The organism is Streptomyces sparsogenes subsp. cuspidosporus (assembly GCF_039532705.1).
GTDB lineage: Bacteria > Actinomycetota > Actinomycetes > Streptomycetales > Streptomycetaceae > Streptomyces > Streptomyces sparsogenes.
The window spans coordinates 24,527-43,943 of record NZ_BAAASD010000057.1; the positions used below are offsets into that span (position 1 = coordinate 24,527).

The following is a 19,417-nucleotide window of genomic DNA, read 5'->3' on the forward strand; positions in this document are numbered from 1 at the left end:
CGTGGGTCTGCGACTGCTCTACCTGATCTTCTGCCGACTGCTGGGCTGCTTCCTTTTGTTGGGCCGATCGACCGCGGCGAACAACGCCGAGATCCTTGCTCTTCGTCATGAGGTCGCTGTGCTGCGCCGGCAGGTGGAGCGGCCGCGGCTCTCATGGGCTGATCGTGCCGTGCTCTCCGGTCTCGCGCGGCACCTGCCACCCGTCTTACGTCGCCATCGGCTGGTCACCCCCGGCACGCTGCTGGCCTGGCACCGCCGTCTGGTGCGCTGGAAGTGGCGCCAGACGGCGGTCGGATCCGGTCGGCCACCGTTGCCGGAAGAGACAGTCGCACTCATCCAGCGCCTGGCGAGGGAGAGTCCGACCTGGGGGTACGTCAGGATCCAGGGTGAGCTGCTTCGGCTCGGTCATCGGGGCGCCGCCGCCACGATCCGGCGCGTCCTGTGCAGTCCCACACGCTGCTCGCCTGCGACTTCATGCACATGGAGACCGTCTTCCTCAAGCGTCTCTACGTTCTCCTCGTCATGGAGATCAAGACTCGGCGCGTTCATGTCCTGGGTGTCACCGCCCGCCCTACGGGCGCATGGGTCACTCAGCTCGCCCGTAACCTGCTCATGGACCTCGAGCACAGAGCTGGGTGCTTCCGGTTCCTCATCCGGGACCGTGACAGCAAGTTCACTGCAGCGTTCGACGCCGTCTTCGCCGGCAACGGCATAGCCGTCATTCCGACTCCGCCGCAAAGCCCGCGGTCGAACGCGTTCGCCGAACGATGGATACGCACGGCCCGCGCAGAGTGCACTGACCGGCTCCTCATCACCGGCGAACTACACCTCCGTACCGTCCTCACCACGTACGCCGAGCACTACAACACCGGACGGGCCCACCGCAGCCTCGACCTACGAGCCCCAGGCGACCACCCGAGCGTCGTCCCCCTGCCCGCTGTGCAGTCCGACGGCGACAGCTACTCGGCGGCCTGCTCAACGAGTACCACACCATGCCACCCCAACGACCCCTCCATCCACAAGAAATACCCAGCTCAGCAGCCTGATCGGCATATTGACACGCAGCAGCGGGGGAACATCGTCAAGCAGGCGCCGCTCGCGCGCTACGCGCAGCCCGAGGCTTCACAAGATCGCAGGGAGTCAGTCCGTGTCGATAATGCGCAGCCAGACCTTGGCCGCCTTGGTACCTGGGATGGACCAGTCGAAGTTGGTGCGGATACCGGAGCCGCACGCCTCTACCATGTCGATCCACCCGGGACCGCCGTCGGATGTGGCGGTTACGGTCGCGCATCGTCCGTCCGTGGCCGTGTCCTGGACCCAGCCGTAGACCTTCACCCCCCTACTCGTGCAGGCGATCTTCCAGTGGGCCTTGCCGCCGTGGGCAACGGGGGACGCCTCGGAGGGGCAGGTGGCGGCGCTAGCCGGGCTTGCTGTACCGAGTGCCAGTCCCGATGCTAGGACAGCGGCCGACAGCGCGGAGGCAACGGACATTTTCAGCACGGGCAACGGCTTGCCTATCTCTTCGTCGGGTCCAACAAGAGAACGTATGCGGAAGGGATCGGCGGGTGAAACATCACCCCCCAACGGTTCACTCTTCCGAGGCCGAGTTGAGGTCGGCTACTTGGCCCCGTAGTCCTAGCTCAGACACCGGGGAGCAAGTAACCAGTCGGTAGGTTCCGAGGGGTCGGACCGGGGCCTACGCCCGCGTACAGGTCAACGCTGTACGGGTCCCATCACCATCGATATGGACGATGTGCAACGTACTCTCTGCGTACTTGACTCTCAGCTCGTCAGTGTCGGGGGAACCGCCACTAAAAATCTTCCAGGGAAGCCGAATCGACTTCGCTTCGACGATCCTGCCAGGAACGTCCAGTGCAACCCATCGCCTCATGGGGCCCGACTCACCGGCGCGCCAGGGGCCCTTGAGAGTCAACTCACTACCCTGGATGGCCCACTGGCCTCTCCAGGACCAGACGTCATCCTGCTCCCAGCTGTGTTCCGCTTGCGGCTCGACGGTCCAGCTTCTCGCGGTGATCTCGACCAGAGCAACCCCTCCTTGATTCCCATACCTATCGGAGGAGAGTTCGACCCGCCACTTGCCCTTCACGAAGGCGCTGACTGCCTGCCCGACAAGACCGGTACTCCCTCCGGCACCAGAGCCGTTGCTGCATGCGGCAAGAACCGAGGCTCCGATGCCGACAGATAAGTACCGCAACGCGGTACGCCGGCCCACCGCCCGCATCACGGTCTGCATCTGACGACGTCCCGTCACGCCACTCATCCCAACCCCATCCCCAATGTGGTCGACGGTCTTACCCAAAGGACCCTCCCGTCCGACCGCGCGAGCCAGAGGACTCCACCGGCAGGACGCCCCAGCGGCGTGCGACCTCCTCCTTGAGGGCCGCCAGGCCGGTGGGCTCGGCGAGCGGCTCCAGCTTTGGGACGGTGATCCACGGCTCGCCCTTGCGGGTGGTGACTTTCACCCCGCCCTGCGCTGCCTGAAGTCAGCGTCGTAGGCAGCGACCAGGTGAGCGTGAAGTTCGCAGCCATGACGTGGCAGCGGACGCATCCGTTGTGCCAACTGCCGTGCCAGGGCAAGGGGGACGATCAGTACGTGATCACCAAGCGGCCTGATGGCTTGGCGATGACGTGTCCGCTGGCTATCTTCTCGTCGGGAGTCCCCGCCGGGTAGGCGGTGATCGACGGTGGCAGGGTTCGGTCGTCGTCCCAGGCGCGCAGCTGCACACCCAGTCGCTCGGCCAGTTCCTGGCCGGTCCGCCCGTACCCGGCGGCGCCCAGCCGATATCGCTTGCTGCCCTGAACGTCCACCGGTTGGAGAACCAGGTACGCCAGGGAGTCGCCTTCGACCAGGGCAGGGCTCAGAGCGGGGATGGCCGGGCGATGGAGGTCGGCGGCGCAAAACTCTTACTCATCTCCGATCGCTGCAGCCAGATGCGTGGCCAAGGCTTCGGCCATCGGGCGTAGTCCCATAGCGCGCGGCAGTACGTGGTCATCGTAGTCGCCGCGTTCGATCGCTTCCTGGTTGTTGAACAAGATACTTACTTCGGGGTCAAGCATGGTGAGGAACCAGGAGACGAATTCGGCCGCGTCCAACGCTGCGTACCCGCTAAGGATCAGTCTGCTCCGGAGACTGTACTCTCCGGAGCGCTCGGTGCCGTCTTCGAATGTCATGGCAAACCGAGTCCGCTGCGCGGTTCCGGAATTGTCTTCGATCAGGCGCGTGCTGCAGTCAGGCCAGTGGCTCTGGGCTGCCTGTGCGAACTGCTCTGGTGTGATGTTCCACCGTTCGCCCCTCATCGGGGCGAAGTAGTAGTTCGTGATGACGTTGGCGGCTTCATCGGGAGTCACTGAACGCTCCTTCTCAGTTGTTATGGGCCGGGTGATAGCGGACGCTGCCCGGTACGCCTTCCTTCGCCATCAGATATTGCCAATAAGCCATGGTCTCCGGACCGTTTGTGATGATCTCAAGCCCTCTGACCTTGCTGCCGTCAGCCTTGATTGCACGACCATAGTCCTGGACCTCCTTCTGATCGGCCTTGTGCGGTCCAGTCTCCCAGGGGTTCTTGGCATCGTCGGGAAGCTGAAGCTTCTCCAGGGTGCGCGCGGTCTTGCAGGAATCCGGATCCTTGACGCATTTGGCATCAATGGCATATCCATCCGCCGCCCGCAGGCCGTCGGCCTGCTGGATGCTCTTCTCACCATCCACGGGAGGCAGGGGCAGATCATACTCAGGGTAGCCCGCGGTGTCGGCCTGGTACCGGTTTGCCGGATCTTTTTCGGTCCTGTTATTAGCGAAGTCATGCCGGTGCAGACCGGACATCCACTTCCGGAAGTCGGCCTGCTCTTTGGGGCTGAGCCGGTTCGTGCCCTCGGGCGGCAACGGTCCCTTCGGATTGACGCCAGGGCGGGGCGGACCTGGCTTCGGAGGCGTACGCCCCTCGTAGATCGCGTACAAGATGCTGTTTTTCCCAGGGGCCTTGGCTACCGCCGGGACCAGGGGAATGCGCACGGGTAGAGGAGTCGTCGGGAATACCGACGGGAGGTCCGGGTCCCAGGGGCCCGAGGGCTCAGGCAGCTTCACTTTGCGCCCCGAGCCGTCAAGAATGCCTGGTATGCGCCCGAGACCGTTGATTTTCGTAGCAGCGCAGACGGCGTCATTGAGACCGTGGTCGTTATCGTTGTCGAACAACCCGTCACCCCATGACATGCCGCCTGCCTCCCAGTCAGCTTTGGCGTCGTCGATGTGAGGCCCTCGGGGAGTATCCGAACGGTAATTAGCGGTAGTGGCTGACCCGGATCAAGGTCCGGCTGTGCCGAGGGCGCTGACGCGGTTCTCGTACTCACGGCGGGCCTTGCGCTGGGCCGGGACGACCGGCAGGCCGTGGGCGCCATCGAGGGGCTGGCATCGAGCGAGGAGCCCGCGGTGTACCGCAGGGACGGCGCTGATACGCAGGGTGTAGCCCCGGCCGCGCCGTACGGTCACCCCGTGGTCGAGCGCGGCCCGCTCGGCGGGCTCCAGCTCGGTGGTGCGGAGGAAGTCGGCGACCTTGCCGGGCATGTCGAGGGTGACCGGCAGCTCCGGTGCCGGGGCGTCCTCGTGGCCGGCGGTGGTGTGCTCGGGCATCAGGTCGGCGACGGCCGTCCGGATGGCGCCGCGGCTGACGCCGTGTTCGCGGGCCAGGGCGGCGATGGACCGGCCCTCCAGGTACGCGGTACGCACGGCGTCGGTCTTGTCGGAGGGGATGGCCGGACGGCGCCCGCCCTTGTTGCCTTTGGCCTCGGCGGCCCGCAGGCCGTCGTAGGTCAGCTCCTGTTGGAGGTCGCGCTGGAGTTCTCCGGCTGCGGCGAGGGTCTGCACCATGAACTTCACGGTGGACAGCAGTTCTCCGGTGCGCAGGTGGCGGGCCGTGAGGTCCATGGCGGAGAACGCGCCGTCGTGGATGCGCAGGGCGAGACGGTCGCGGTGGAGGACGTCAAGCACGTCGAGGATGTGCTGGGTGCCGCGTACGAGGCGGAACATCTCGGAGATGTGCACGGTGTCGCCGGGCCGCGCGTACGTGAGCAGCTCGCTGAACTTCGGCCGCTGAAGCGGGTGGAGGCGGCTGGAAGTGCCGGCGTCCTCCTCGAAGACGACCGGGTCGTCGATCCCGGCCTCGTGAAGGACGAGGTTCTGCCGGGCCGTCGACTGCTGGTCGGTCGACACCCGCTTGTAGACCAGGTTGGCCATGCCGGTCCCCGTTCTCGTGGTCGCATTCGGCCCTAGCTGTCAGCAAACCCTGTCATCAGCTGCAATCGGATCTGATTGGATCTGAGCCTCCGGCAGGACCCGAAAAGTCCAGGTTCATTGGACGCCTGTCACTCCTGTCGTCATTCGTTCGTTTGCCGACAGGGCGAGCCGGTCAGTGGACGGGTGGGGTACCAGTCAGCGGCTTGGTGGAGTGGGCAGTCGCCCGGCCGGGCGGGGTTGGGCGGAGGCGGACTGCTGATCCTCAGCTGTCGTGAGTTCGCGGTCTGGTAGCGGTGGCCGTGAGCCGGTCGCCGAGTGCGCTTCTCCGGTACAACACATGCCGTCCGTCACGTGTCCGTGTGACCAGTCCTGTGGAGTGCAGGACACGCAGATGTTGGGAGACAGCGCTTGGGGTGACCCTGAGACGGCGGGCGAGTTCTACGGTGGGCAGCGGCTCTTCCAGGAGGCTGAGCAGTCTTGCTCGGGGTGAACCGAGCAGAGACACCAGGGCGGTTGAGACGACGGTCGGCATCCCCGAGCCCCACAGAGTGGCTACTCCCCGGCTGGGATAGACGAGGCTCGGCGGCTCGTCCGGGCTCACGGGGGGCGCGGGCTTGTGTGCGAACACGGACGGCAGGAGCAGCAGCCCCCGGCCAGATGCCGCCACCCGGTGCCTGCTGATCATCTTGTGGATGTACAGCTCTCCGCCTTGCCAGCGCAGGTTCGGGTGCATGTCGGCGAACAGCAGTCGCGCGCCCCCCAGGGCAAGCTGGCGGGCGCGGTAGGTCATGTCGGCTTCCAGCACCAGCCGCATCTGCGGCCACACCGGCTCGATGGCCACCGCCCAGTACTGCCGCAGGAGATCGCAGATGGCGTCGCGGAGTCTGGCGACAGGTGCGTCTTCGGCGGCGGTGGCGTCGCGGAGCGCTTCGGGAACAGGGTCGGGCGCGTGCGCAAGCAGCAGGTCGTGACGGACCCGAGCGCAGGACGACTGGCGGACGACGGAGAGTTCTTCTTCGAAGGCCGGTGCGAAGCTCGCGGGATTCGGGGTCAGGAAGTCGGGGAGGGTGCGCCGCTGGGCGACCAGGGACATCAGTAGACCGGTGTCGAGCGTGTCGAGTCTGCCGAGTACGGACCTGCGCCACGGCAGGTGCAGCGCGGACAGGCCCGGATCCTGTAACACCCGCAGGCTGAATAGGGTTTCGTGCAGGGGTGAGAGGGCGAAGCGGGTGTCCGCGAGGTCCTCGACGCCGAGCACAAAGCTGATCATTAAGCCATACGCTACATCGATTGGCGACGCAACGTCGATGCCGTGGACTTCCTCCCATGACACCCACAACTCATGTGCAGCGGACGGCGGTTGTCACCGGTGCTGCCCGCGGTATCGGCGCCGCTGTTGCCAGGCGCCTGGCGGGCGACGGCTTGGCGGTTGGCGTGATCGATCTGGACGAGGCGGACTGCGCCGAAACCGTGGAGGCCATCACAAGTGTCGGCGGGGCAGCGCTGGCCGTCGCCGCTGATGTCGCCGACGAGGCCGCGGTCACTGCGGCCGTCGCCCGGATCGCCGCCGCGTTCGGGCCGCCGACGGTGCTGGTCAACAACGCTGGCATCGGACCCCGGGCCGACCTTGTGGACATGACCACGCAGCAGTGGGACACGGTCTTGGGGATCAACCTCAGCGGCCCGTTCTTCGCCGCCCGGGCCGTCTGCCCGCACATGGTGACGGCCGGATGGGGACGCATCGTCAACATGTCGAGCATCTCCGCTGTCGGTGACGCTGGCCGCGTCGACTACGCCAGCGCGAAGGCGGGTTTGATCGGATTCACCAAATCCCTCGCTCTCCAACTCGGCCCGCATGGCGTGACCGCGAACGCCATCGCGCCGGGATTCGTCGTGAGCGACATGACCAGGGCCTCGGCTCGGCGGCTCGGCCTGAGCTTCGAGGAGTTCCGGCACAGGGCGGAGCAGTCCATCCCGGTCGGCCGGGTGGGCCTTCCTGACGACATCGCACATACCGCCTCCTTCCTCGTAAGCCCCGGGGCGGGGTTCGTCTCCGGCCAGGTCATTTACGTAGCGGGCGGGCCGGTGGACTGAAGGATGAGCCGCCGGATGGTCTTGATCCTGGCTGTCACATGCGCCGTGGCGGTGGGCAACCTCTACTTTCCGCAGGCCATCGGTCCACTGATCGCCGTCGGGCTGCACGTGTCGCCCGATTCGGCCGCTGCCGTGGTGACCGCCACACAGACCGGCTACACGGCCGGGATGGTCTTGCTGGTGCCGCTTGGCGACCGGCTCCCGCACCGCTCGTTCCTCGTCGTCCTCCTCGCCCTGACCGGCCTGGCACTACTCGCAGCGGGCTGCGCACCGGCTCTGCCGGCCCTCATTGCCGCCAGCACCCTTGTCGGCCTGACCACCGTGGGCGCGCAGATCGTCGGCCCCCTGGCGGCTGGTCTCGTGGCCGCCGACCGCCAAGGAGCGGTGATCGGCACCCTGCTGAGCGGATCGACCGGCGGCATGCTGCTGGCCCGGACCTTCAGCGGCACGCTCGGTGAGTGGCTGGGCTGGCGGGCCCCCTACCTGATCGCCGCGGTCCTGGCCCTGATACTCGCCACCGTCTTGGCGTTCGCGGTGCCGACCACAACCCCGTCCTCCCGCCAGCCGTACACAGCGCTCCTGGCCGAGCCGCTGCGCCTGCTGCGCATCGAGCCAGACCTGCGCCGCTCGTGCTTCTACCAGGCAACCGTCTTCGCCGGGTTCTCCGCAGTCTGGACCTGCCTGGCGCTCCTGCTCGCCGGTCCGGCCTACGGGCTGGGTGCCCAGGCGGTAGGAATGATCGCCTTGGTCGGCGCGGCGACCATGGTCTGCACCCCGCTCGCCGGCCGCCTGGTGGACCGCTACGGCCCCGATCCAGTGAACCTGGTCTGCATGCTTGGTGTCCTCGTCTCGGCCGCGATCCTCACCTTTGGTGCCCAGGGCGGCACGCTGGGTCTGATCTTCCTGACACTCGGCACGCTGCTCCTCGACACCGCGATGCAGTCCGGCATGGTCGCCAATCAAGTCCGCGTCTACGCCCTGCGCGTCGACGCCCGCAGCCGGCTCAACACCGCCTACATGACCTGCGCCTACCTGGGCGGCAGCGCAGGTTCCTGGCTCGGGATACGCGTCTGGAGCCAGGCTGGCTGGTGGGGCGTGTGCGTGCTCGTCGCGCTGCTTGCCGCACTCGCCCTCGCCCGCCACCTACTGGCGCTGTACACATTCGAGGAAAGCCCGGCCAGGAACCGTGCGGCGAGCGCGGATGGCCTCGGCCACCACCCTGGTGCTGGTGGAAGTGATCAGGCATCGTGCGACGCCTCCGTTACTCGGCCTCGCCGTCGTCTGACTCGTCGTGGGCGTGGGGGTCACGCAACGGGCGCAGGCCAGGCGCCGCGGGCCGGGTGAAGGCATAGCGGCCGAGGAAGTTTATGTGGTCGTACTGAAGAGGGGAGAGCCGGGCGAGCAGCTCGTCGGTGACGGGGAAGCCGTCGGCGGCGAGCTGCTTGACGGCGGCGTCGATGTAAAGGCTGTTGAACAGCACTACAGCGTTGAGTGCCAGGCCGAGGGCGCCGAGCTGGTCCTCCATGCCCTCGCGGTAGTGCTGGCGCAGTTCGCCGCGCTGGCCGAAGAAGATTTTCCGGGCGAGGCGGTGGCGGGCCTCGGTGACGTTGAGCTGGGCGCCGATCATCCGCCGGTATCCCTCGTCGGAGACGAACTGGAGCAGGTGCAGGGTTTTGAAGATCCGACCGTAATGGGCGAACGCGTCGCCCAGCCCGGTCGGCTTGCCGTCGCGGGAGAGCATGCGGATCAGGTCGTGGCCACGGACCTCGCCCAGGGTCAGGGAGCCGGCCACGCGAAGCATGTCGCCCCAGTGGGCGCGGATGCGGTCCAAACGGATAGTGTGGTTCGAGACGGGCTGGAGCGGGCCGTAGTCGGCTGCGGTGTTCGTCCGCCACAGCCTGGCATCGGAAATGTCGGCGATCCTGGGGGAGAACTGGTAACCGCAGATGGCGAACAGGCCGAAGACGATGTCGGAGTACGACGCGGTGTCGGTGATGACTGTCTCCGGCTTCGGGCCGCCGTCGCGGGCGTGGATGGCGTCCAGGATGAACAGCGAGTCGCGCAGCGTGCCCGGCACGACCACCCCGCCGAGCCCCATCACTTGGTCGTTGACGACGTTCAGCCAGGTGGCGCCCTTGTGCCGCAGGCCGAAGTACCGGGGATTCGAACCCGCGTACAGAGTCTGCACGGGGACCGTGAACCGGACTCCGTCGGCGGAGGCGACAAGGCCGCCACCCCACGCCCGTACGACGTCAATCTTCGCTTGCGCCTCGATGAACAGGCCGTTCGCCGCCGAGATGTTCTCGGCACGGAAGTAGCCCTGGTCGACCTGGACCAGGCGCCCCCGGGTGAGCGCCGGGACGTCCGGCTTAATGACCGGTGTCATCCCGACGTTGCACGCCTCGGACAGCAGTACCGCGCACAGGCTGGTAGTGAAGCCCTCCATGCCGGAGTCGGAACCGGAGATGTGCGTGAACGCCTCCGGCATGCCAGTCAGCTCGGCGACCTCCAGCAGCAACTCCGGGAAGTCCACCTTCGGCAGCATGCCGTTGACCAGCTGACGGAACGGCGGCATGAGCCTGGGCTCCTCCGCCTTGCCGAGCTTGGCCAGCTTCAGCTTCCCGCCCACGACCTCCAACGCGCTGTTGCCCGGCAGCCCGGCGGCGACCTGGACGTACGCGGCGTGCAGGGCGGAGACGAGTTCGGCGAGGTGCCCGGCCGGCTCGCTCTCCAGGCCGAGCGCGGTAAGCACTTTCGCCTCGGCGGCCGTCCACTTCTCCCCGGCCAGCAGCTTCGCCCGGGGGTCGCCCCAGCGGTCGCCGTCCCTTGCGAACACGTCCCGCCGCCGCAGCGAGCGATGGAGGTGCTCCAAGACGCAGAACGAGTACGCCGCCTTGTCCACCAGGCCGTGCGGCACGTTGGGGTTGGCGAACACCAACCGCCGCCACGAGCCGGTCACCAGCTCCATGGAGACCTCTTCCACACCGACCTTTTTACGGCCGATCAAGTCAGGCAGCTGCTTGAGCGCCTTCACCACCGGGGCGCCGGCCTCGACCGCGCCGAAGTCAATGACCTCGACCAGAAGGCGGATGAAGCCGCGGACCGTGCCGTAGCGGGCGACCAGTTCAGCCCGCCACTCCGCGTCGTCGTCCCCGTCCGTGTCCGGGACCACCGCAGCGATCGTGGCAAGCGCCTCCGCCAGCTGCTCGCGCGGAACGACCTGCTCGATTGCCGACCACGCGTCCACCACGGAGACCATCTCGCCTGACTCGGTCGCCGGAGGCGTCGTCATCAGCACGTCGACTGCCGCTGCGACCTTCTTCGCCGCCTTCCTCAGCTGTGGCAGGGCCTTGAGCTTGGCGACGTTGCCCATCCGTTCGGCCTTCGCCAGCAGCTTGGTGGCCATCAGCGCATGCAGCAGATCGAGCGCGTCGTCCACCGTCGCGGTCTCCAGGTGCCGCACCGCCGCCAGGAGGGTTGCGGTCTGCCTCGTAACCTCCAGCCGCTTCAGCGTCGGCGCCTTCGAGGTCAGCCCGTACCGGGCCAGCCCGGTCATCCGGGCAGCCGGGACCCGCCCGACGTCGACGGCTCCAGCACCCAGACCGCGAACCTCGCGGGCACGGTCCAGAGCCAGCTCCATGGCCTTGCCCGACACCCGCATCGGGCCCAGCCGCAGCCGCTCCAGCTCCGACACCCGCTTCTTCTCAGGCACTTCAAGCAACCGGATCATCTCAGTGCGCAAGTCGTACGGCACCGCCTCGTACAGCGAGGCATGCAGCCGGTCGTTTTCCTCCTGGCGGATCGCGGCCACCATCCGGGCCAACGTCGTCACGCCGGGCAGCAGCACCCTGTTGTTCACCAGCCACACGACCGCCCGGTCGAACAGAGCACGCGGCCCCTCCAGCGACGACCACACCCGTGCTGCCAGAAACTCCCGCAGCTCCGCCTCACCCGCACCGAAGTCCCGGTAGCCGTACTCGTCGCGGATCTCCCACGCGTGCTCGTAGGCCGTCTGCGAACGCGCCCCATACCCGGCGAAGTGCTCGTCGTCGACGCCGAGCTGCTCGGCAACGAACCGCACCACGGCGGCCGGGACCGCCGTGGGATCCTCAGTCATGAAGGTGCCGAGCATTCGCACTGTGCCCCACTGCACCGCCCACCTCAACCTCGTCGCCGGACGGCGCTTAGCTCGCGCCAGGCTCAGGGCCTTCTTGTCCAGGCGGAAGAACTGTTCCAGCTCCCCGGGCGAAGGTTCCGTGGCGAACCGGCCGTAGCGGGCCTCTTGCTCAGCAGACAGGTACTCAACAGGCATGCTGAGGACCGTAGAGCCCGCTGACCAGGAAAAACGGGCACGTCACCGAACCGGAATCAAGATCGCTCCGCTACCGCTGATTTCCGTTCGGATACTCCCCGAGGGCCTGTGACCAGCGTAGGCATAGCAGGCATCGGCGATCTCATGGCAGGCCGTGGCCAAGTTTGCCAAAAGCGCCTCGCCTTGCGCGGTTTGCGCCGGGCGGCCACTCCTGCCGATGAAGAGATCGAAGTAGTCGACGAAGGCGGTGACAGCTTTGCCTGACCAGTCCTTGACCAAGACTCTCTGCCCTGTCTGGGCGCTGATGCGAGTCTCGTCCAGCAGCTCTCCCGCTTTGCGCCAGGCCTTGCCGGTATCGCGGACCTTTCCAGAATTTCCCCGCGGCCCCTGGGTGGTGAAGTCGTCAAGCCAATCCTCTTTAGCGACAGCCTCAGGTAGATCCTGCTCGCTACCCAATGGGTTGCACTGGCTGTTGGCGGCAGGCCCCCTGAGTCTGCTGATGGCTTCATCGGGTGAGTACTTGCCGATCAGAGAGGCGGCCACCTTGCTGTCGGCGGCCAGAAAATCGAAAGCCATCTTCATCACTGAAGCAGAGAGATTCCCCATGGTGTAGGTGGAGAAAGCCATCTGAGCCACAGCTTCACTGGCCGCATCCTTATACAACTTTGCGAAGTTTCGACCACCTGCGTCGTCGCCAGCCATGCCTTTGGAGCTCTCCAGGGCCACCACCAAGGCGTTGACAACCTCAACGAGGAAGTTCATATGGGTGCTAAACCCGCCAGAAATGCCCACTAACTGGTCTGACTTGACATCCAGATCTGCCACTGACGCCCTCCCCTAAGCGCGCTCCGCGCCAGACAGGCTAGCGTGATGACCGGCGGCTCGAAGCGCGTCCGGCGCCGCATCATAGGGGCCAGGGCACGCTTTAAGCCGACTGGCGCTCAGAGGTAACACATCACAGCTATCAGTGGCGCCTGACCGACCTCTCGGTTGCCGGGCGGATAGTCGCGACCGAGATAGCGGTGCGACGGTCCACGGGAGGAAGTCCTGCCCGTCACGCCTTCGGTGCGCAGATCGACGGCATCGCGGAGAGATTTGCGTGCCGTACGTCGCCCGGCACCGTCCCGAACGCTTGGCCGGTGGCGGGGAGACTACGGGGCCGTTCTCACCGCCTCGTTGCCAGGAGTGCTCACCCGGGTACTCTGGGACGGCAGAGCAGGGTGAACGATCAAGGGGCGGGCAGGAGGCGTCAGTGCGGCGCGACATGGGGGAGCATTACCAGAACCTCGCCAGCACATACGACGATAACTGGGCATACAGCCCTGACTTCGTGGAGTGGATGTCCCAGCGGATCGCTGCCGCGCTGCGGCTGACCGCTGACGACCGGATGGCCGATGTCGGATGTGGCACGGGCTTGTTCGCCAAAGGCATCGCGGATGCTCTGCGCCCACGGCACAGGGTGCTGTGTGTGGACCCGTCTGCGGCGATGCTGGAGCAGCTTGACGGTTCTCCTGATCTGCTGCCGATCCTGTGGGTGCCGGAAAGTATGTCACCCAGGTTGACCTGCTGGTTCGAGTTTGCCAGAGCTCGGGTGGCTGCGAGCTGTTCTGGGGCAACATGCGGGGCGTGGTGATACGGCTGATCTACCTGCTCGCCTGTCAGACGTTCCGGTGGCTTGTCCTCCTGGCCCGCTCGAGTGCGGCGAAAGATGTCGAGATCTTGATGCTCCGGCATCAGCTCGCCATCGCGCAGCGCAATCGGCCTCGGCCTCGGTTCTCCTGGAGCGACAGGGCCGTCATGGCAGCTCTGCTCCGGATCGTGAGCAAGGAACGGCGTACCCAGGTGGCCTTGCTGGTCACTCCGCGATCGATTCTGCGCTGGCACGCACGGCTCATCGCCTGGAAATGGACCTATCTCTCCCGTCGTCCCGGTCGACCACCGAAACCAGAGGCGCTGCGGCAGTTGGTCGTGCGTTTGGCGCGGGAGAACCCCGCATGGGGATACCGCCGCATCCAAGGAGAACTCCTCGGCCTGGGACGCGAAGTCGCCGCCTCGACCGTCTGGTCGATCCTGAAGGAGGCCGGGATTGACCCGTCGGCGCAGCGCACGGATCGCTCCTGGGCTACCTTATTCAAGGCCCAGGCCTCCGCGATCGTGGCCACCGACCTCTTTCACATCGAGACCGCCTTCTTGCGGCGCTGGTTCGTGCTGTTCTTCATCGACCATGGCAACCGGCGGGTGCACATCGCCGGCATCACCCGACACCCGACTGGCCCGTGGATAGCTCAGCAGGCACGCAACTACCTTATGGACCTCGGCGACCGCGCGGAGTCGATCAGGTTCCTCATCCGGGACCGCGGCGCGTACTTCACCGACAGCTTCGACGCCGTCTTCCAAGCGGTCGGCGTGCGGGTCATCCCGACACTGCCCCAGGCACCCCGGATGAACTCAATCGCAGAACGCTGGATCGGATCATGTCGCCGCGAGGCCACCGACCGCATCCTGATCACCGGACAGCGACATCTCCGCCTCGTCGTCAATGAGTACGCGGAGCACTACAACAGACACCGGCCACACCGATCCCTCGGCCAACGGCCACCAGACCCGCTGATCACACCTGAACCGCGGCCAGCCAGCGCCTCCACATCGGTCTCCCGGCGTGATCGACTTGGTGGCCTCATCCGCGAATACAAGCAGGTTGCATAGGTTGACAGCGTTTCCGGCACCCACAACCCAGCAGGCCCGCAACCTCGCCACCGACCTGGGCATACGGGTGGACGCTGCCCTTCCTCATCCGGGACGGCGACAGCAAGTACGCCGACGCCGTCGACGCCGTGTTCCAGGCCGGGGACATCGAGGTCATCAAGACGCCGGCCCGTGCGCCGAAGGCCAGCGCCCACTGCGAACGAGTGATCGGCATTCTCCGCCGAGAAGTCCTCGACCACATGCTCATCCTTGGCGAAGGTCACGCGCGCCAGGTCCTGGCCGTGTATCAGAGGCACTACAACGCGCACCGCCCCCACCGGGCCCGACGCCAACTACCTCCCCAAGCTCACGGACAACCACCTCCAGCCCTGATTCCGGCCAGCTGCAAAGTCCTGCGCACTCGCCTCCTGGGGCGGTGCGATCAACGAGTACACATATGCCTCTTGAACAGGAGCGGTGATTATTCGAGCACACGCCGCCTGAGCTGCGCAGATGATTTTCGACATCCGTAGTGTCCAAACGCTATGCCGATACCCCGGGGCACTCCGTGGCCCGCACGACGGGGCCTAAGATCCTCAAAAGTGCGCCACAGGCTCCCCTCATGAACGCGCACTGCGAACGCATGATCGGCAGCATCCGACGCGAAGCCCTCGACCGCGTCCTCATCATGAACGAGGCCCACGCCCGCCACGTCCTCGCGGCCTACGAGCGGCACTACAACGAACACCGACCCCACCAGGCCCGCAATCAGCTACCACCCGACGCCCACGAACAACCCGCCGCGGCGTATGGCCTCAGCACCAGCAAAGTCCTGCGCGCCCGGATCCCGGCGGCCTCATCAACGAGTACAGATATGCAGCATGACATGCAGCGATGACTTTTCGAGCGGCACAGGGTTGTGAGGCACTCATGCGCGTACCAGGAGGACCACCTCGCGTGCCGGGATGATGCCGTCAGCGCGGTCTTGAAGGGTGGTGATGCCGAGAGCGATGTCACGGCACGTGGCTTCGACTTCAATCCCGCCACTGCGGTCTGCGAGGGCTATGGCCGCCACCCTCAGTAGATCAGCGGCTTCTGGCTCTGCTCCTACACCACGGGCGACCATCTCCGCTCCCAGGGCAGCGATGCTGTTCGCCAGGCGGCGATCGCCCCTGGCCGAAGAGGGTTCGTGACCGCCGAAGAGCCGTCGTGCTTGTTCCGCCACCAAGTTGGGAAGGGACGTGAGGAGCTCTATGAGAAGTTCAGGGGACGAGGGGCGGATCAGTGCCTGACTCGAACTGATGTTGATCGAGGGGAAGGTGATGACGGGGTCGAAGGGAACACCGTGCCTGTAAACCTCACGGGCTGTATCAGTTAGTAAGTCGTGAAACCGTGGGTCAGTGTGCTGATACGGGAACCCGGTGCTTCTGTCGAAGTCCTCAATGGCGATGGTTCCGTTCACGGCTCGCTCGTACACCCGCTCCAGGGACACCGACCAGGGATGAGACACGCCCTCCGGCGCCCAGCAGACTGGTTCGCGGTTGCTCCAGTCACGCGGAGGCTGGCTCCATAGGGAGCACGCCGGAGGCAGCAGCGGCCGCATGGCGGGATCGCATGCCTCGTCCCAGGTGGGCAGCCGGAAAACGGCAGAGCCGTCGAGCACGTCATTCACCCACCGGACCAGGGCCTCCGGCGCACCCGGCGGAATACCGAGGAACGTGGTGCCGTAAATGGTGTTGGCGTCCTGTGACCGTGTAGGCCCCCTCTCCCACTCGTACCCTTCGGGGCGGAACTCCGGGTGGGCGTCGGAGAACAGACGGTAGACGTCGTGGTTGACCGGCAGCGCGCTGACCAGTACTCCGTCCGCCAGCCAGACGACCTGGCGCAGATGACGGGCGACCGTGGCTCCTGTCATCATCCGTCGACGCGGTGAGTCCGCCGGCGACTGCAGCGCTTCCAGGCGCAGTTGCTCCAGGCGCTGACCGAGCTCATGCGGCTTCTCCTGGGCCTCGTCGTAGCAGTCGAGCGCGAGCCCCAGTGCATCGGCCGTATCCAACTCAAGGCACGCCTCGATGATTTGAACGGGCGGGTTGGCCGCCGACCACAGCAGAATGCTCTCGCGCCACCAGGCGTCGCTAATCCTCTGCTTCAGCAGGTGGCTCATTCCGTTTCGATGAATGTGGGATGCTGCCAGGTACTCCTGGAAGGTCTGGTGTGCGAAGCTGAATTGTCCGGGTTCGCGTTCGACCAGCAGTCCGGTGCGGGCGACGGACGTCAGGAAGACGTCCGCAGACACACCAGGGAGTTCGCGGGCGAGCGCCGGAACCAGCAGATCTGTGGCGAGCGGACCGCCAACGGGCAGCGAACGGGTACGATGGACCATCATCCCGTACGCCAGTTCCCGCAGCACTGTCTCACGCGTCGGTCCCGCGTCGGCGTCCTCCCAGAGCCCCTTGGCCTGGTGCCTGCGCCACAGCAGCACCTGGCAGATCTGGCCGTACAGCTCCGCCCTAGTGCCGGGCAGCGCTCCGAGGTAGCGGTGCACGTTGCAGAGCATGGTGAGCAGCAAGGGGTTGGAGGACAAATCGTAGAGACTGGGCTGGGCGCGTAGCCGGTCGATGAGATCTGCAGCCGAGGCGTATGCTGCCGCGCCCGTGTCCCTGCTGCCCGAGAGGCGTTCAACGGCGCCGTACCAGCCGTGCACAAAGCGGCGGATTTGATCCGGCGTGAAGCGGCGGACCACGAGCACCTCGGCGCCGTCCATTGGCGCGGCGTCGTAACCCTGTGGCCGGGTGGTGAGCACCCAGCGGTTGTCCGGGTAGCGGGCGGCCTGAGTCTCTGCCCACCGCACCAAGCGCTGACGTGTGTGCGGGTCGGCGACCTCGTCCAGGCCGTCGAGCAGCACCACACAGCGGCCGTTCTCCAGGTGATCCTCGAACCATCCGGCGGGCGCGTCCCCCAAAGCGGCGGCCGAGAGCGGCAGTCGCGCGACGTCGGCCATTGTCAACCCCACACCAGCGACGCCGCCTCCGACTATCTGCTGAACGTGGTCGCGCAGGGTGACAAAGACCGGAAGCCAGCGTTTCGCCCGCCGCCGCTCCCGGCGTCGGGCGTACACAACCGTGGTGTGTTCCAGCAGCGTTGTTTTCCCCGTACCGGGAGCGCCGATGACGACCAGGGGCCGCAGGCCTGGATGGTCCAGGATGTCCTGGAGAGATCTACGCTCGCCGTCCGGAACCTCCTGCTCGGCGTCCGCGAGGGAGACGTTCTGCGCCTGGTGCAATGGGCTTGACCTCAGGCTCACGTCGACGAACACGTCCTCGAGGCGAGGGTTCCGCGCCCCCTGGATGGTCAGGCCCTTGACGCCGCCGGCCGAGTGCCGCACGACCAAATACCGACGATACCTTCGCTCGTACCGTGTGAGGCGCCCCAACAGCAGCCGCTCAGTCCCGTCAGCCACCCGCTTCGCCAGCCGGTTCTCCAGCTCCTTCGAAACGGCTGAGACGAACGCGAGGACAGCCAGAACCGCTTCATAGGCGAAGAGGAGTCCAACGGCTAATAGGGGATGACTCTCCACCTTCGGCCACAGCTGCGTTCCCACGACCAAGGGGGCGCCGACTCCAAGCCCCAGCAACCCCGCACGACCGATGGACAAGCCCTTGTCGCCCGCCACGGATCCCCCTGTCTAGCCACCGTGAAGTCTCCACACAGCACTCAGCACACGGATATGAGACAGCATTTCATCACCTACCCATCGCCCAGCGCCTACAGTCCCTCAAACCTGCCTCCGACCTCAGAGGGCGTTAACTGATCGTTTCAGAATGAATTGAGCTGCGGGTCGTGTTCTCGCTGATCTTGGTCGGCAGGCTGTCCCGGATGCGTGCTGATCTTGTTCCTGACGGCCTGTGGGAGCGGGTGGCTCCCCTGTTGCCGCCGGCTCCCGAGCGCCGCCGCCGCTATCCGGGGCGACTGCGTGTTCCGGGCCGAACGGCACTCGTCGGCGTCAACGGTGTCACCCTATGCGGCCTGCGTGTATTCGTGGATGAGGCCGCCGAATCGATCGTGTCGAAGGACGCGAGTGTGGTCGGTGGCGGTAGGCGGTCCGGGTTGGGTCGCGGCGATGCCTCGAATCGGAGTACGCGGCAGGTAGCGGCTGGGGCACAATCGTGACTCATGGCCGCGTCCCAAGATCCCGCCACTCTGTATCCTGAGATGTCCCGCGTTTCGTAGAGTCCTGTGATCTTGTTTCAGGCGGACTGCGGGGTGGCTTCCTGTTGTCGCCACCATTCGCGTTCGTACTCGGCGGGTGGTACGTAGTCGAGGGCGGAGTGGAGCCGTTCCTCGTTGTACCAGGTGACCCACTGGAAGATCGCCCGCTCGACCTGGTCGAAGTCCCGCCACGGCCCTTGCATCTCGATCAGCTCGGCCTTGAAGGTGCCGTTGAGCGCCTCGGCCATCGCGTTGTCGTAGCTGTCAGTGACGGAACCGGCCGAGGCGGCGGCGCCGATCTCGGCGAGCCGGTCGGTGTACCGAATGGACACGTATTGCGAGCCGCGGTCGCTGTGATGGATCAGGCCGGGGCCCTTCTTGATCCGGCGTCTCCACAGCGCCATCTCCAGTGCGTCCAGCGGAAGTTCGGTGCGCATGTGGTTCGCGACCTGCCAGCCGACGATCGTCCGGGAGAAGACGTCCAGGACGAACGCCACGTACACCCAGCCCGTCCAGGTGCGGACATAGGTCATGTCGGCCACCCACAGCTGGTCGGGCCGGTTCGCGGTGAAGTCGCGGTCGACCAGGTCCGGCGGCCTGGGTGCCGACGGCTCCGGCACGGTGGTGCGGCGCCGCCGGCCGCGGATGACGCCCTCCAGACCCAGCTCGGCCATCAGCCGCTCGACCGTGCAGCGAGCCACGTGCACACCCTTGCGCCGCGGTGCGCGGGTGATCCTGCGGACGCCGTAGGTGCCGCCGGACTCGGCGTGGACCTGTTCGATCAGCGGCATGAGCTGCTCGTCGCGCAGCCGGCGGGCCGACTTCGGCCGCTTCTTGCGCGCGTAGTACGCCGACTCTGACAGCCCCAG

General features: G+C 66.2%; 15 protein-coding genes and 1 pseudogene. 7 read left to right on the forward strand and 9 right to left on the reverse strand.

Going from position 1 to position 19,417, the window contains the following annotated elements; translation table 11 throughout:
- The first annotated feature begins 1 nt into the window (after nucleotide 1).
- Nucleotides 2-1,046: pseudogene (locus ABFY07_RS38530) on the forward strand (integrase core domain-containing protein).
- A gap of 1,561 nt (nucleotides 1,047-2,607) precedes the next feature.
- Here the strand turns inward: ABFY07_RS38530 and ABFY07_RS38535 are convergent.
- The 5 genes from ABFY07_RS38535 to ABFY07_RS38555 form a co-directional block, all read right to left on the reverse strand.
- Nucleotides 2,608-2,829, reverse strand: coding sequence for a hypothetical protein (locus ABFY07_RS38535; RefSeq protein WP_346178931.1), 222 nt, complete (start codon nucleotides 2,827-2,829; stop codon nucleotides 2,608-2,610).
- A gap of 96 nt (nucleotides 2,830-2,925) precedes the next feature.
- A complete protein-coding gene (locus tag ABFY07_RS38540) occupies nucleotides 2,926-3,369 on the reverse strand; it encodes a hypothetical protein (protein ID WP_346178932.1) in 444 nt (147 codons plus the stop codon).
- A gap of 13 nt (nucleotides 3,370-3,382) precedes the next feature.
- Nucleotides 3,383-4,210: a restriction endonuclease fold toxin-2 domain-containing protein gene (locus ABFY07_RS38545; protein ID WP_346178933.1), complete on the reverse strand. Its 828-nt coding sequence runs from the start codon at nucleotides 4,208-4,210 to the stop codon at nucleotides 3,383-3,385.
- Between the two features lie 108 nt (nucleotides 4,211-4,318).
- Complete coding sequence (locus tag ABFY07_RS38550; RefSeq protein ID WP_346178934.1) at nucleotides 4,319-5,248, reverse strand: recombinase family protein; 930 nt, start codon at nucleotides 5,246-5,248, stop codon at nucleotides 4,319-4,321.
- Between the two features lie 262 nt (nucleotides 5,249-5,510).
- Nucleotides 5,511-6,518 (reverse strand): ArsR/SmtB family transcription factor, encoded by a 1,008-nt coding sequence (locus ABFY07_RS38555; RefSeq protein ID WP_346178945.1) that lies wholly within the window; start codon nucleotides 6,516-6,518, stop codon nucleotides 5,511-5,513.
- Between the two features lie 56 nt (nucleotides 6,519-6,574).
- On the opposite strand from ABFY07_RS38555, the gene ABFY07_RS38560 reads away from it, so the two are divergent.
- Together ABFY07_RS38560 and ABFY07_RS38565 are read left to right on the forward strand one after the other, a co-directional pair.
- Nucleotides 6,575-7,342: an SDR family NAD(P)-dependent oxidoreductase gene (locus ABFY07_RS38560; RefSeq protein ID WP_346178935.1), complete on the forward strand. Its 768-nt coding sequence runs from the start codon at nucleotides 6,575-6,577 to the stop codon at nucleotides 7,340-7,342.
- A gap of 15 nt (nucleotides 7,343-7,357) precedes the next feature.
- Complete coding sequence (locus tag ABFY07_RS38565; protein WP_346178936.1) at nucleotides 7,358-8,686, forward strand: MFS transporter; 1,329 nt, start codon at nucleotides 7,358-7,360, stop codon at nucleotides 8,684-8,686.
- Here ABFY07_RS38565 and ABFY07_RS38570 read toward each other — a convergent pair.
- Nucleotides 8,604-11,654: a Tn3 family transposase gene (locus tag ABFY07_RS38570; protein ID WP_346178937.1), complete on the reverse strand. Its 3,051-nt coding sequence runs from the start codon at nucleotides 11,652-11,654 to the stop codon at nucleotides 8,604-8,606. The genes ABFY07_RS38565 and ABFY07_RS38570 overlap by 83 nt on opposite strands.
- A 42-nt stretch (nucleotides 11,655-11,696) precedes the next feature.
- Nucleotides 11,697-12,479 carry a WXG100-like domain-containing protein gene (locus tag ABFY07_RS38575; RefSeq protein ID WP_346178938.1) on the reverse strand — a complete coding sequence of 261 codons (783 nt, stop codon included), beginning with the start codon at nucleotides 12,477-12,479 and terminating at the stop codon, nucleotides 11,697-11,699.
- A 427-nt stretch (nucleotides 12,480-12,906) separates the two neighbouring features.
- Here ABFY07_RS38575 and ABFY07_RS38580 point away from each other — a divergent pair, with 427 nt between their 5' ends.
- From ABFY07_RS38580 to ABFY07_RS38595, 4 genes are all read left to right on the forward strand, one after another.
- Nucleotides 12,907-13,287 (forward strand): methyltransferase domain-containing protein, encoded by a 381-nt coding sequence (locus ABFY07_RS38580; protein ID WP_346178939.1) that lies wholly within the window; start codon nucleotides 12,907-12,909, stop codon nucleotides 13,285-13,287.
- The gene (locus ABFY07_RS38585; protein ID WP_346178940.1) at nucleotides 13,272-14,360 is read left to right on the forward strand and encodes an integrase core domain-containing protein; all 1,089 of its coding nucleotides are present in this window, start codon (nucleotides 13,272-13,274) and stop codon (nucleotides 14,358-14,360) included. The genes ABFY07_RS38580 and ABFY07_RS38585 overlap by 16 nt, the downstream gene beginning before the upstream one ends.
- 203 nt (nucleotides 14,361-14,563) lie before the next feature.
- Nucleotides 14,564-14,872: an integrase core domain-containing protein gene (locus ABFY07_RS38590; RefSeq protein ID WP_346178946.1), complete on the forward strand. Its 309-nt coding sequence runs from the start codon at nucleotides 14,564-14,566 to the stop codon at nucleotides 14,870-14,872.
- Nucleotides 14,873-14,961: 89 nt separating this feature from the next.
- Entirely contained in the window at nucleotides 14,962-15,237 is a 276-nt protein-coding gene (locus tag ABFY07_RS38595) for an integrase core domain-containing protein (protein WP_346178941.1), read from the forward strand.
- A gap of 30 nt (nucleotides 15,238-15,267) precedes the next feature.
- On the opposite strand, the gene ABFY07_RS38600 is transcribed toward ABFY07_RS38595, so the two are convergent.
- Both ABFY07_RS38600 and ABFY07_RS38610 read right to left on the reverse strand, forming a co-directional pair.
- The gene (locus tag ABFY07_RS38600; RefSeq protein ID WP_346178942.1) at nucleotides 15,268-18,012 is read right to left on the reverse strand and encodes an NACHT domain-containing protein; all 2,745 of its coding nucleotides are present in this window, start codon (nucleotides 18,010-18,012) and stop codon (nucleotides 15,268-15,270) included.
- Nucleotides 18,013-18,586: 574 nt separating this feature from the next.
- On the reverse strand, nucleotides 18,587-19,417 hold an 831-nt coding region (locus ABFY07_RS38610), incomplete at its 5' end, for an IS3 family transposase (protein WP_346178943.1).